Raw genomic sequence first — 14,797 nt, 5'->3', positions numbered from 1 at the left:
TCCCTCCGCCTGCCGATCCTGCTGGTGTCGCTGGTGCTGGTGATCGCCGCGCTCTTCGCGACGGGTCTGGTCTTGGTGGTCAAGGCACGCGGCGGCGAGTCGGCCGAAGTGGCCGGATCATCGCCGGTTGCGTCGGAGCCCGCAGCGCCCGGACGTCAGACGCTCAGGGAACTGACGCCCCCGGGAATGCGTATCGGCTCGGCTGTCGATGGTCGCGGCCTCAGCCTGGATCCGGCCTACAGCACTCTGCTCGGCACCGAGTTCAACGCGGTGACCACCGAGAACGCCATGAAGTGGCGCAACTTGGAGCCGTTGCCCGGCGTGTACGCCTGGCCCGGCGCGGACCAGCTTGTCGAGTTTGCCGAGCGGCACGGTCAGGAGGTGTACGGGCACACCCTCGTGTGGCACAGCGACATGCCGAAATGGGTGTCGCCGGAGTGGCCGGCGGAACGGATCCGGACGGAACTGCGGGACCACGTGACCGAGGTCGTCTCGCGGTATCGAGGACGAGTGTGGGCCTGGGACGTCGTCAACGAGGTGCTGGACGAAGACGGCTCGCTGCGGGAGACGCTGTGGCTGCGCAAGTTGGGGCCCGGCTACATCGCCGATGCCTTTCGCTGGGCTCACGCCGCCGATCCCGGAGCCCGGCTGTTCATAAACGATTACGGCATCGAGAGGCGTACCAGGAAGGCCGACGCTCTGCTGACTCTGGTCCGAGACCTGCGCCGTGACGGGGTACCGGTGGACGGGGTGGGCTTCCAGAGTCATCTCGCCTGGGACGAACCGCCTCGCGATCTCACTCGGAATCTGCGCCGTTTTGCGGAGTTGGGGGTAGCGGTAGCGATCACCGAACTCGACGTCCGGGTCGAGCTTCCGGCGACATCGGAGAAACTCAAGCGCCAGGCGGCCGTCTATCGGCAGGTGCTCAGCTCCTGTCTAGCGGTGCCCGCCTGCGTGTCCTTCACCGTGTGGGGTTTCACCGACTCGCGTAGCTGGATCCCCGGCTACCACCGCGGGTACGGGGCAGCCTGCCTCTTCGACGCGGACCTCTCGCCGAAACCCGCCTACCTGGCGCTTGTCGATGAACTCAGCCGGCACGCCGGCACCACCAGGGCCGGGCCCAACCCGGACTGATCCCCTGGTCCGGCAAACCAAGGGCGGACCGTCCCCGCCGCCCTCGCTGCCTCGGTAAGAGGCTGGTGAAAGGAAGAACGTGTCCGCGCACACGCAGATCATGGCGACCGTCGCGCCCTCGGCAAGGTTTGACCCGGACCTGGGCGTGATCATGCCGCCGTCCAACGGCATGCCGCGCTCGGTGTTCGGCCGGCCGGTCGCTCCGCTGGCGAAGTGGCGCCGCCGGTACGCAGCCTGCCTGGTAGTGCTCGATTTCGTCGCTGCGGTGGCCGCCAGTCGGACAGTCGTGGCCCTGTTTCAGGACGCCGACGCCGGGTTCTGGGATCAACGGGTGCTCGGCGACACGGTGAGCGCCTTCGTGCTGGTGGCCAATATCGGCGTGCCGCTGCTGTGGTTGGTGATCCTGGCTGGCGCCGGCGCGTACGACCGGCGGGCACTCGGCCGCGGCACCGAAGAACTCAACCGGGTGGTACGGGCCAACATCGCCATGGCCGCAGCGGTCTCCTTCCTCGCCCTCGGCTTCAAGAAGGACGTTTCCCGGGCCACGGTCGCCGCCATCATCGTGGGCCTGCTTGTCTACACCGTGTTCGTCCGGATCGTGGCCCGGGTCGCGTTGCGGCGGATTCGCCGCGTGAACCAGCGCGCCTCCCAGAAGGTGCTCCTCGTCGGGCGGCTGGCCGACGCGCTGGCCGTGCACGAGGTGGTCACCCGCAACGCGGGCGCCGGGCTACGTCCGGTCGCCATCCACCTGCCGCAGTATCCGCGATCGGGAGAACGGGTCAACGCTCCCGTCCCGGTGTACGTGGGCTGGGACCTGGTGCCGTTGGTGCAGCAGTTGCGGGCGGACACCATCGCCGTCTGCGGGCCGGCCAGCCTGGAGTCGTACGAGTTGCGCAAGCTGGCCTGGCAGTTGGAAGGAACCGGCATCGATCTGGTGGTGGTGCCCCAGGTGACCGACGTCACCGGGCCGCGCATCCACGTCCGGCCGATCGAGGGACTGCCGCTGCTCAACGTCGAGGAACCGACGATCTCCGGTCTGTCGCTGCTGGCCAAGAGCCTCATCGACCGGATTGCCGCGCTGTTCGGACTGATCGTGTTGAGCCCCGTGCTGGTCGGCATCGCACTGGCCATCAAGTTCACCGACCCGGGCCCGGTGATGTTCCGGCAGTCCCGGATCGGCCACCAGGGCAAGGCGTTCAAGGTGTGGAAGTTCCGCACCATGTACACGGACGCGGAGCAGCGGCTGGAGGCTCTGCGCGCACACAACGAGAGCGACGGCCTCTTGTTCAAGATGAGGAACGATCCGCGGGTCACCCCGATCGGCCGTCATCTGCGCGCACTGTCGCTCGACGAGCTGCCACAGCTGATCAACGTGCTGATGGGGCAGATGTCCCTGGTCGGCCCACGTCCGTTGCCCACCGAGGACGACGACTACCGTGGCGATGTCCGCCGTCGTCTCCTGGTGCGTCCCGGCATCACCGGGCTCTGGCAGATCTCCGGTCGGTCGGACCTCACCTGGGAGGACGCGGTCCGGCTTGACCTGCACTACGTCGACAACTGGTCGTTGGTGTACGACCTGGGCATTCTGTGGCACACGGTCCGGGTGGTCCTTGACCGGCGGGGTGCCTATTAAGGCCAGCGACCTTGCGAGCCGGGCGTTCCGTACCGAACGGTTGGTGCTGCGCCCGTGCGGTCCCCCGCTGGGGCGGGACCGTCACTTCCGGTCGGCGCGGGCAATGATGTCCTGGGCCGAGTCGTCACGGACCGCCTCGTAAAGGGCGCGGGACCGCTCCGCGTCGGCGAAGACAACGCTTTCCGAGCCGACCCGGCCGGTGCCCTTCGTCGGGGTGGTCAGGAAGAACAGGTTCCCGCTGCGGAGGTTGCGGTTCTCGGTGGCCATGTCCAACAGGGACAGTTTCCGGTCGACAGACAGGCTGTCCGAGGTGGCTTGGAGGAACGAGTTGAGCTTCACCGGGTTGGTGAGGATGCCACCTGAGGTCGCCTTCTCCATGATGGCTCTGATCACCTGCTGCTGATGCCTGATACGAGCGAAGTCACCGTCCGGAAACTGCTTGCGCTGGCGCGCATAGTCCAGAGCCGTCGCGCCGTCCATCCGCTGCGTCCCCTTTCGGAAGGTGCGGAACGGCGGGTGGATGGAGGTGAACTCCTTCTCCGAATCGATTTCGATACCGCCGAGAGCATCGATGATCTCCTTGAATCCGGCGAAGTCGACCATCGCCACGTGGTCGACGCGGACCTTGGTGAACTGCTCTACGGTCTGCACCATCAACGGCACGCCACCCCAGGCGTAGGCCGCGTTTATCTTCGCGTCGCGACCACCGCGGCCCTCCTTCGACCTGGGCACGGCGACCCAAGTGTCCCGGGGAATGGAGATGAGCTGCGCGCTGGAGCGATCCTTGGGTAGATGCGCCAGGATGATCGTGTCAGCTCGGGAGCCACCCGTGTTCTCCGGGTCGCGGGAGTCGCTGCCGAGCACCAGGATGTTCACCGCGCCGGTCGCCACGACCTCAGGGCGGGTCTCCTCGGGTACCCCGTCGAACGCGTCGACCCGCTCGATGTCGGACTCGACGGACTTGAGATAGAAGCCGCTCGCCACCACGGCGCCCACGCCGAGCAGCGACAGCACCAGCAGCACGATCAGCGTGATCCGCAGCCACCGGCGGCGTGGCTTGCCAGCCGACCCGCCGGTCTTCTCCGAACCGTCGGTGTCCCCCGTCGGCAGGGTCTGCTCCGGGGAGATCGTCCCCGCCTGCTCTCCACTCGACATGGCGGAGATGCTACTGACTTCACGTTTCCGGCGGGGACCCGCCGGTCGCGCTGCACCTCCATGCTGATGATGGTTGAGTCGCCTCATAGGCAGTGGCGTGGTCCCGCCCACAGATCGTGGCTCTCCCCGCCCGGTTACGCATGCCTTGTCAGGCTTGTGGTCGCAACTTGTAGTCGTCTATTTACAACACGCCTAACCGATCTTTAGGGTTCGCCTGCTGTCGTACGACGTGCACGGGGGGAGCGTCATGATGTCGTGGAAGCGGCGTGCCTGCAGTGGCCTGCTCGCAGCCAGCATGCTTGTTGCTGGGTTGATCGCGGGGCCGACGTCGAGCGTGGCCTCCACGCCCGCTCCGTCTGGTACGACCACAGTCGACTGCACAGCGCGGGAGGCCGCCGATGAGGCTGCCGCCGCTGAACTCGCGCTCGCATGCGATCGCCCCGTGGAAGTCCTCAGTGCGCGTACCGAGTACGCCCAGGTGGTCATCGACCCCTCGGGCACCAGGACGCTGCGGACGTCGGTCGCACCTCAGCGGGTACGCAGAGCTGATGGCTCGTGGAGGCCGATCGATCCGGCGCTGGGCATCCGCGACGGACGGCTCGCTCCCGCCGTCACCACCGCAGATGTCTCCTTCTCGCCTGGTGGTGGCGGACCGCTGGTGGTGTGGAGGCAAGGCGATGACACGTTCACCCTGACCTGGCCGCTGGGGCCGCTTCCCGTGCCGGACGTCGTAGGCGCGACCGCCACTTACCGATCGGTGCTCGAAGACGTCAACCTCCACGTCACTGCGACCGCCCAGGGCTACAGCCATGTCGTGGAACTGTTGACGTCGCAGGCCGCCGCGAACCCGCTGATCCGCTCGCTGCGTTATCTGACCGGTGGTGACCTGCGAGTGGAGCGGGGCACTGCCGGAACGCTGCGGCTGGTCGACCGGTCCGGTGCCACGGTTGCCGTCTCGGCGCTGGCGCAGATGTGGGACTCCTCCAGCGACCCGGCCCGGGCAGGGGAGGTGCGCGCCTCGGTCACCGAGGCTGGCGTGCGGGCGAGTGCGACATCAGGGGAGCCGGCCACGGCCGCCGAGCCGGCCGTCACCTCACGCACCGCAGAGGTAGTCGTGAGCGTGGCCGGCAACGAGCTGTCGGTGGCACCCGATCCGACGCTGCTAGCCGACTCCAAACTGACCTACCCCGTGTTCGTGGATCCCCAGTTCGAGAAGCTGAGAAGCAAGTGGGCCTACTCCAGTAGCAACGGAGAGAACAACGAGACCAGTCGGGCTCGGGTTGGCCGCCAACCCGAGCCCGAGGGCGGCAACGGCGAGATGTACCGCTCGTACTACGACTTCAACATCTCTGGTCTGAAGGGCAAAAAGGTCATCCGGGCCGAGGTTCGGGTCACTCTCGACCACTCGTACTCCTGCGACCCGACCTTCGTGTACGCCTACCGCACCAGCGCGATCACGGTATCCAGCGCCGGCCGGATGGCCTGGAAGACACGTCCCCTGCCGGCGACATACCTCGACTCCTGGGAAGGAAACGCAAACGAGGCCGGCGGCTGTGGGCGTATCCAACCCGATACCGACGCAGAGTTTGTCAGCTCCCGCCTCAACGAGGATCTGCAGAGCGAGATCGACGACAAGTCATCGACGTACACGGTGGGCCTCTGCGCGTGCAACCCTTCGGGTGAGGGTGAGTCCTTGCAGGGCCGGTGGAAAAAGTTCTACACGAACCAGGCCTGGCTTGAGGTCACATACAACACTCCGCCGGCCACCCCCACCTCCCTTAGCACCTCCTCGCAAGCATGCGGTGCGACGATCGGCACTGCTTCCCCTGTACTGAGGGCGTATTACGGCGACGCCGACGCCAGTGGCGACAGCCTCGTCGGCTACTTTGAGTATCAGCAGCTGCCGTCGGGTGCCGTTGTGGCCAAGACCGGACAGACCAGGCCGGGCAACAGCTACGGAGAGTCCGGCACGATCAGTCTCGGAGCGGCCTCCGAGGGCAAGACGTACCAGTGGCGGGTACGCACCAGGGATGCGGCCGGTGACTACTCCAAATCGTGGTCGGGATGGTGCAGCTTCACCGTTGACGTCTCCCGGCCGCCGAGACCCGGAGTGACATCGTCGTTGTACAGGAACGACGGTACGGCGGCTGGCGGACCGGGTGTTGGCGGGCCGTTTACCTTTACCGCCGGCGCACCCGATGTGGTGAAGTATGTCTACGGCTGGACGGGGCAGACCTCTCCTTTGACCACTGTCGCGGTCAGCGAGGGCTCGTCGCACACGGCCCAACTCACACCGCCGAAGCACGGCTTGAACGTCTTGAACGTCTACAGCGTCGACAAGGCGAATAAGCGGAGTGACACCAATGCGTACGAATTCCTTGTGGGTTCCCCCTCCAACCCACTCGCTCACTGGCCGCTAGACACCATCGACGGCCACGGACTGTCTGACCAGATCAGCGGTCGCCACCTCCATTCGACCGGCAGCGTCGGCTGGGCGTCTGACACGCGGATCTACGGAGAGTCCCACGCATCGTTCGACGGCAGCTCGTACCTCTCGGCGGACGGTGTGCCGCTGGACACCAGCCGTTCGTTTAGCGTCGCCGCCTGGGTCAGACTGGCGGACGCGGATCCGAGCGATCCAGATCCAGACCTCCCCACCGCCAACTGGAACGCGATCGGTAAATCTGGCTCGAAGGTGAGTTCCTTCTACCTCGGAGCACGCATCGCCGACGGACAGCTTAAGTGGAACTTCCTGTTGCCCAGCCACGATGTGGAGACGGGAAACACGATGGTCGAAGCCCTGTCGCCCGTCGCCTTGACCACTCGTGACGTCGGAAGGTGGACCCATCTGGCCGGGGTGTACGACGCCCACACAAAGCAGGTGCAGCTCTACGTCGATGGCCAACTGGTGCGTTCGGCACCGCGAGCAACCGCGCCATGGAAGGCCAATGGACCGCTCGTGGTCGGTACGGGGCTGTGGACCGTCGACGGTGAGGCCAGAATGACCGACAGGTGGCGGGGACAGATCGCCGATGTGCGTCTCTGGGACCGTGTGCTCACCTGGGACGACCTATGGGGCACCGATTCGGACGAGGCCGCCGGCACACACGAACTGGCGGGCCTACTGGCACCGGTCGAAATAGCGTCCTGGGATTTCAACGGTGCAACGTACTCGGGCTGCTCACCGATGATGAGCGCGACGTACTGGTCCCAACTTCTCGACCTGTACGGATGCGAAGGCCGCGTCGAGGCGGACCAGAGCGTCGGGTACACGGGCGACTCGCATGACGGCAATGACGCGCTTTGGCTCAACACGCCGCAGCCCGACGGTCAGGGTAGCGCTGGCAATCGCGACGGCTACGCCGCGACGAGCGGCCCGGTCCTGAACTCCGGGCAGTCCCTGACCGTTTCCGCCTGGGTCAGGGTGGACGTGAACAGGAGTGAGGAGCAGGTGATCTTCCGCCAAGGCTGGAGCGAACGCGGTGAAGGCGCTTTCAAGCTCAGCCTCTGGCCGGCTTCACAGAAATGGCAGTTCGCACTCTTCACACCAGAATTCGGCGGCGGTGGTACGTGGGCGACAGCCGCAGCCGATCAGACGGCCTCGATCGGCGACTGGGTACATGTCGTCGGTGTCTTCGACGGGGGCGCAGCTGAGGTCCGCATCTATGTCAACGGCATACGGCAAGTGGTGCACGGTAGCGGAGCCGTTGGGGCGGCCTCGCAGGCGCCGCTGTATGTCGGCGCTGGACGGCCGGAGTGGGGTTACCTTGAGGGCGGTCTCGACCAGTTGAAGCTTTTCGCCGGCGCAATGTCTGACCGCGAGGTCGCCAGTCTCCACCACACCTCCTGACTCATCGAATACCGCCACCGCACTGGCCTGCCGGTGCGGTGCCACCGATCGACCCGCGACACCGATACCGCGCTCCTGCGGAGGTCTTCATGCTTTCTCGTCCGTCCAGCGACCAGTTTCGGCGTGTCACCCGATTCCGACTTACCCCGGACCGTGGGCGGGCACGGCCCGTCCTAGCCGTGGCTCTCGCGGTGACGGTGATGGCCACGCTGCTGACAGCCCTGCCGCAGGAGGCGTCGGCGACCTCGCAGCGGCTTTCCGTGACGCAGCCGAAGCCGGTCTCCTCAGAACCGGTTCCGCCGAAGCCGCGTCCGGCCGATCTGTCACAGGGCGCCGGGACCCGACCGGCGGCGAATGTGAGATGGCCCCGTCCTGAAGTCGCTGAGGTGGACCTTTTCGTGGGTCGGGCTGCCCTGGAAGGTTCCGACGGCGCTTCGACCGTGATGACCCGGGCCGGTTCGTTACCGGTCCGAATCGGTTCGGCGCGCACGGGTGCCATGGCCACCACACGGACCGCTCGTGTCCCGGTGAGCCGGGCCCGGGTCGAAGTCATTGACCACGCGGCGGCCTCGCCCGTCTGGCGCGACGGTCTACTGCTCAGGATCGAGCGCACTGACGGCAGCGGCGCTCCTGGCCGGATGGGCGTCGCGGTGGACTACGGCGCCTTCGAGTCTGCCTTCGGCGCCGACTGGAGCACCCGCTTGCGCCTGCTCGCCCTCCCAGAGTGTGCCCTCAGCACACCCGATCGCAAGAGCTGCGGTGCACGGCAACTTCCCTCTCGGAACGACTTTAAGACGAAGCAGGTGGTGGCCGACGTCGACCTCGACGCGGACTCGAACGCGTCCGCTGGCGCGCCGTCGACGCTCCTCGCCTTGCAGGCCGCGTCCGCCGGGCCGGCCGGCGACTACGGCGCGACACCCCTGCAGCCCTCGTCCAGTTGGTCCGCTGGCGGGTCGAGCGGTGACTTCGTCTGGTCGTACCCGGTACGGGTACCGCCAGCCTTGGGGCCGGCTCCCGATCTCACCCTCGGTTATTCCTCCAGCGCCGTCGACGGGCGCAGCGACGCCTCCAACAACCAGCCTTCCTGGGTCGGTGAGGGGTTCGACTATGCACCGGGCTTTATCGAGCGACGCTACGTGCCCTGTCTGGAGGACACGGCCGGCGACGCCACCAACAGCGAGGACGTCGGTGACCTTTGCTGGGGCACGGACAACGCGGTGCTGTCACTGAACGGACGCTCTAACGAACTTGTCAAGGACGATGCGTCCGGGCAGTGGCGTCTCAAAGGCGATGATGCGTCCAGGGTGGAGAAACTGACCGGAGCCGACAATGGCGACGAGCGGGACGGCGAGTACTGGCGGGTGACGACCGCTGACGGTGTGCAGTACTACTTCGGCCGCGACGACCTGCCGGGCCACACCGCCGCCACGGCATCGACGAACACGGTCCGCGTCTATGGCAATCACCCTGGCGAGCCCTGCTACAACTCCTCCTTCAAGGACGGGCACTGTCGGCAGGCATGGCGCTGGAATCTCGATTACGTAGTGGACACGCACGGCGGCACCATGTCCCTCTGGTACCAGCGGGAGACCAACAAGTACGCCGCCAACGTCACCGACTCGAACGACGTCTCCTACATCCGAGCCTCTACGCTGAGCCGGATCGACTACGGCACCTGGGACCGGGGTTCCGCCGACCGCTCGACCACGCCGACGGCGCAGGTGTTCTTCACCACCGATAACCGTTGCCTGTCCGAATGTACTACGAAGACGGAGCAGCACTGGCCGGACGTCCCCTGGGATCAGGAGTGCACTGGCGACAGCTGCGCCGGGCGCTACTCGCCGACTTTCTGGAGCACGAAACGTCTCGCGAAGATCAGCACCCGGGTCGCCGGCGTCTCGGGTGACGTCGAGACCTGGACGCTCACCCACACCTTCCCGAAGAACGGCGACGCGTCGCGCGACGGTATGTGGCTGGAGAGCATTCGGCACGCCGGTCACGTCGGAAGCACGGTCAGTTTGCCCGAAATCAACTTCGACTGGGTGCAAAAGCCCAACCGGGTCGATCAGGCCGACGACGGTAAACCACCGATGCATTGGATGAGGCTGAGCGACATCTGGACCGAGACCGGCGGAAAGATCACCGTCGCGTACTCGAACCCAGAGTGCGTGGCCGGGTCGAACATGCCAGCCTCACCGCACAGCAACACGCTGCGCTGCTATCCCGTCCTGTCCGAGGATCAACTGACCAAGCAGATCGAGCGCGACTACTTCCACAAGTATGTCGTTCGGGAGGTCACCGAGGCCGATTGGACTGGCGGCGGCACCAACGTCATCACGTCATACGAATACCTTGGCGGTGCCGCCTGGCACCACACCGACGACGACGGCCTCACCCGGGACAAGTTCCGCACCTGGGCCGACTACCGAGGCTACGGCCGGGTGCGGGTGCGCACCGGGACTGACGGTCGGGAAACCCTCACCGAGACCCATTACTACCGCGGCATGCATGGAGACAAAGCATCGCCCGACGGCGGTGCGCGTGAGGTGAGGCACCCCGCACGCGATCTCAATGGCGATGGCGACACCACAGATGCGGCTGACGCCCCACAGGTGGACGACGTCGACGCCCTGCGGGGCACGGTGCGAGAACACCTTGTCTACAACGGCGTAGACACCGACTTGATCTCCCGGGCCGTCAACCAGGGCTGGCAGTCCGCACCGACCGCGACCCGCGACATGGGATCCACCAACACACACGCCCGTTTTACCGGCGTCGGGGCGACCTGGAACGCCGTCCGGCTCGACGCCGGTCGCGGTTGGCGGGTGACCAGTAAGACCAATACCTTCGATGACTACGGCATGAGCATTGCCGCGAGCGACCGGGGCGACACCGCCCGCACCGACGACGAACAGTGTTTGATCACCACGTACGCCCGAAACATCTCGGCCAACATTGTCGGGCTGCCGAGCCGGCTGCAGACCTTCGCTCTACCGTGTGGCACCGATGCGACCAAGACCGATCATGTGATCGCCGACGTACGTAACTACTACGACGGAAAGCCCTACGGCGCGGCACCGACCAAGGGGGACTTGACTCGGACCGAGACGCTCAAGGACTGGTCCACGACCGGGGGCACCACCTGGCTGACCAACTCGACTTCGCAGTACGACCCGCATGGTCGCGTGGTAGCGGCGACCGATATCCGCGGCAACAGCACGACCACGGACTACACCCCGGCGACGGGCGGACCAGTTACCCGGGTCACCACCACCAACCATCTCGAGTGGACTACCTCGCAGGACATGTCTCCAATCTGGGGACTGCCTGAGCGGATCACCGATGCCAACGGAAAGATGACCGATCGTCGCTATGACGCTCTGGGTCGGCTTGTCAAGGTGTGGCTGCCTAACCGGCCGATCGGCACCAATCCGGCCAACCCGGGTCCACCCTCTATCGAGTACAGCTACACGGTCCGCAACAGCGGTGGGGTCAACGCGACCGCCACTCGGGCGGTGTCCGCCGAGGGCACGTATGTCACCACCTACGCCCTCTTCGACGGGCTGGCCCGGCCGCGGCAGACCCAGTCCCCGGCGGTGTCCGGCGGTGGTACGGTGCTATCCGAGACCGTGTACGACTCGGCCGGTCGCGTCGCCTACTCCAGTTCACGGCACCATGACCCCAACCTGACGCCGGGCACCCAACTGCGTTCGATCGCGGCCTGGGAGGCCAACGGACAAACGGTCAACGAGTACGACCGGGCGGGGCGACAAACCGCCTCGATCCTGATGTCGGGCGGCGAGAAGCAATGGCAGACCACCACAGCCTACGGCGGCGACCGTGTCTACGTGACACCGCCGAACGGTGGTACGCCGACGACCACGATCAGTGATGCGCGCGGGAACACGGTAGAAGTTCGCCAGCACGCGGAGGGTTCCGTCACCGGCCCCTTCGACGCCACCACCTATACCTACAACGCTAAGGCTCAATTGGCCGCAGTCACCGACGCGGCTGGTAACGACTGGATCTTCGAGCACGACATTCGCGGTCGCCAGATTCGGACAGAGGATCCTGACCGCGGTCAGACAATGTCGACCTACAACGACGCCGGCGATCTGACGGAGACCATCGACGCGCTCGGCAAGAAGCTCGTGTACACCTACGACAGCCTCGGTCGAAGGGACGCGACCTACGACACTTCGGTGGCCGCCGCGAACCTGCGGGCCAGTTGGACCTATGACCCGAGCGGGGCGAGAGGGCACCCGGCCTCCAGCAGCCGCTGGACCGACGGCGGTAAGAACGAGTACCGCGTGCAGATTCGGGGCTATAACGCTCTCTACCAGTCCTCGGGCGAGGATTACATCATCCCAGCCAGCGAAACGGGATTAGCAGGAACCTACATCTTCACCCGCAGCTACAAGGCCGACGGGATCAGCGTTGCCAGCGCCACCTACCCCAACACCGGCGGCCTCGGCGGCGAACAGCTCACCTTCACCTACGACTCAACCACCGGTTTGCCTGAGCAGGTTCGCACCAATTGGCCCGGTGCCGGACAATACGTCGCCAACACCGACTACACGGCCTTCGCCGAACTGGGCATGGTGAGTTATCAGCAGACTGCCCAAAACTATGTGGAGAAGGCGTTCGTCTACGACGACCGCACGGCGCGGCTGAACCGTGCGACCACCATCCGCCAGCAAGCGCCGCAGCCTGTCGCCACCGTCGACTACGAGTACGACCCGGCCGGAAACATCACCAGAATCATGGATGATCCGGAGGGTGGGTCGCGGGATGTGCAGTGCTTCCGGTACGACTACGTGCGGCGTCTAACCAGTGCCTGGACACCCGTCGCCGCTGACTGCGCACCGGACCCAACCACGGCGGGCCTGGGTGGCCCGGCACCCTACTGGCACTCGTGGACATTCGACCCGGTGGGGCGCTCCGTCGGTAACCGGGCTGCCGAGACGCGGCACGGTGCGACGGACACGGTGTCGTCTTACCGTTATCCGACTGCCGGTGCGGCGCGGCCACACGCCGCGACCGAGGTGGTCACCACCGGCACCGGGGTCGGCACGAAGAACTACCGGTACGACGCTGCCGGCAACACCACCTGCCGCCCGAACGCCACTGCGACCAGCAACAGCTGCCCGAGCGGCAGCGGCAGCCAGACGCTCACCTGGGACAGCGAAGGCCGGCTCGCCAGCGTCAGTGACGGCGGAAAGAACCACTCGTACCTCTACGACGCCGACGGTGGCCGGCTGATCGCCCGGGATCCCACGGGACGGACGCTGTACCTGCCCGGCATGGAGGTCCGCTACACCATCACCAACGCGAGCAAGTCCGCCACTCGCTACTACAGCCACCAGGGGCAAACGTACGCGATGCGGCAGCCCGGGGCCGGCATCACCTGGCTGGTCAACGACCATCAGGGCACCCAGCGAATCTCCATCACTGCCGGATCGCAGGTGGTCACCCAGCGTCGCCAGAACCCGTACGGCGGTCCGCGTGGCAGCACCCCCGCCTGGCCTAACCAGCTGGGTTTTGTCGGGGGCACGATCGACGGCACCACCGACCCGACGGGGTTGACCCACATCGGCGCGCGCTCGTATGACCCGTCGATCGGCAGGTTCGTCTCGGTCGATCCACTTCAGGATCTGGCCGATCCACAACAATGGAACGGCTACGCGTACGGCAACAACAGCCCGATCACCTTCGCCGACCCGACCGGGCTGCGTCATCTGGAGGGCAACGACGAGCGCGGCCAGATCGGGTACCAGGAGGACCAGGGGGGCACCACCGTCACAGGTACTCCCATCGCCGTCGCAGAAAGCCAACCGCCGACGATCAATGACACGCTCGCGCAGAGCGTCCCAAGCGCGAAGGTGTTCAAGGAACTTCTCTTCGACCGCGGGTATGGCGGATCGCTTCAGTTCAACTGGCGGGAGATGCTGACCTGGGCGGCCGAGAGCACCCACAACTGGGTGTTCCTCTGCACCAACATGCTGGGCGGCGACTCGGCGGGCTGTGAACAGGACAACCCGATGGCACGCACCCCCGACCCGCTGGAGGCGGTCGCCTTCGTGGGTGTGCTCGGAGGAACACTCCTGTGTGCACGAACCCTACCCGCGTGTCTTCTGGGAATTGCGGAAGGCGAGTTGGCGTTCGCCGCGACCGGAAGCATGATGGGCCTCTCCGGCGGTGGACTCGGCCTCATCAGCCTGGCGCGATCCACGTACAAGCCGGTGAACATGGATCGTGTCTTCGCCGGACTGTGCAGCTTCAGCGGCGACACCGAGGTTCTGCTGGCCGACGGTTCGAGTAAGCCGATCAGCGAGGTAAGGGTTGGCGACGAGGTAGAGGCGACCGACCCGGAAACCGGTGAGCGAGGAGACCGTCGAGTCACCCACCTCTGGGTGCACGATGACGACCTGCACACGCTTGAGGTCGGCGGGAAGACCCTGAAGACGACGGAGGACCATCCGTTCTGGAACGACACCGACGGCGAGTGGCAGCGCGCTGACGCCCTGGACCCAGGCGACCGGCTACTGGATGCCGGAGGCGAAGCAGTCCTGGTGACAGGGCGCGTGTCGAACTCCTCATGGCGAGCCCCCGCCTTCAACCTAACCGTCGACAACATCCACACGTATTATGTGCTGGCGGGCAACACCCCGGTCCTCGTGCATAACTCAGGGTGTGGGCCGGAGTTGAGCGGGATGGAAAACTTCGGAAAGAAATGGGGCAAGCATTCCAAGGATTATCGGCTAAATCCGGGCGACGCGTCGGCGAGAGATTGGTTCCGGAATCGGATTGGCGAGGTGCGGAACAGTCATGATGAGGTGCGACGTGGCCCATGGAATCCGGATAATGGCGGTGGAACCGACTATTGGTTCTACAGGAAAGATGAGGATCTTCTAGTTACGCGCGGTGACGGAACTTTCGTTACCATGTTTCCGGGCGCAAGTGGAAATGGATGGTTCAATGGAGCTGCCCGGATCCCCTGTGGGTGTAATTAGTCATGGAGGCAG

5 protein-coding genes are annotated in these 14,797 nt (G+C 65.7%); 4 read left to right on the top strand and 1 reads right to left on the bottom strand.

The window, feature by feature from the left end; all coding sequences use genetic code 11:
* Nucleotides 1-24: 24 nt before the first annotated feature.
* Entirely contained in the window at nt 25-1,134 is a 1,110-nt protein-coding gene (locus Vse01_RS11465) for an endo-1,4-beta-xylanase (RefSeq protein WP_198413117.1), read from the top strand.
* A 151-nt stretch (nt 1,135-1,285) separates the two neighbouring features.
* Nucleotides 1,286-2,767 (top strand): sugar transferase, encoded by a 1,482-nt coding sequence (locus tag Vse01_RS11460; RefSeq protein WP_093402050.1) that lies wholly within the window; start codon nt 1,286-1,288, stop codon nt 2,765-2,767.
* A gap of 81 nt (nt 2,768-2,848) precedes the next feature.
* On the opposite strand, the gene Vse01_RS11455 is transcribed toward Vse01_RS11460, so the two are convergent.
* Nucleotides 2,849-3,922, bottom strand: coding sequence for an LCP family protein (locus tag Vse01_RS11455; protein WP_093401898.1), 1,074 nt, complete (start codon nt 3,920-3,922; stop codon nt 2,849-2,851).
* A 247-nt stretch (nt 3,923-4,169) separates the two neighbouring features.
* Between Vse01_RS11455 and Vse01_RS11450 the strand changes: the two genes are divergently transcribed.
* Nucleotides 4,170-7,772 (top strand): LamG domain-containing protein, encoded by a 3,603-nt coding sequence (locus tag Vse01_RS11450; RefSeq protein WP_093401897.1) that lies wholly within the window; start codon nt 4,170-4,172, stop codon nt 7,770-7,772.
* A 200-nt stretch (nt 7,773-7,972) separates the two neighbouring features.
* Nucleotides 7,973-14,785 (top strand): polymorphic toxin-type HINT domain-containing protein, encoded by a 6,813-nt coding sequence (locus Vse01_RS11445; protein ID WP_170863295.1) that lies wholly within the window; start codon nt 7,973-7,975, stop codon nt 14,783-14,785.
* Nucleotides 14,786-14,797: the final 12 nt, after the last annotated feature.

Origin of the sequence: Micromonospora sediminimaris (assembly GCF_016863575.1) — a bacterium.
GTDB lineage: Bacteria > Actinomycetota > Actinomycetes > Mycobacteriales > Micromonosporaceae > Micromonospora > Micromonospora sediminimaris.
Note: the sequence above shows the minus strand (reverse complement) of the source record. Positions and strands in the feature narration are given on the sequence as shown.

Excerpts from the sequence above, each read along its gene's own strand:
- Vse01_RS11460 (WP_093402050.1), top strand. The coding sequence starts at position 1,286 with ATGCCGCCGTCCAACGGCATGCCGCGCTCGGTGTTCGGCCGGCCGGTC.
- Vse01_RS11455 (WP_093401898.1), bottom strand. The coding sequence starts at position 3,922 with ATGTCGAGTGGAGAGCAGGCGGGGACGATCTCCCCGGAGCAGACCCTG.
- Vse01_RS11450 (WP_093401897.1), top strand. The coding sequence starts at position 4,170 with ATGATGTCGTGGAAGCGGCGTGCCTGCAGTGGCCTGCTCGCAGCCAGC.
- Vse01_RS11445 (WP_170863295.1), top strand. The coding sequence starts at position 7,973 with ATGGCCACGCTGCTGACAGCCCTGCCGCAGGAGGCGTCGGCGACCTCG.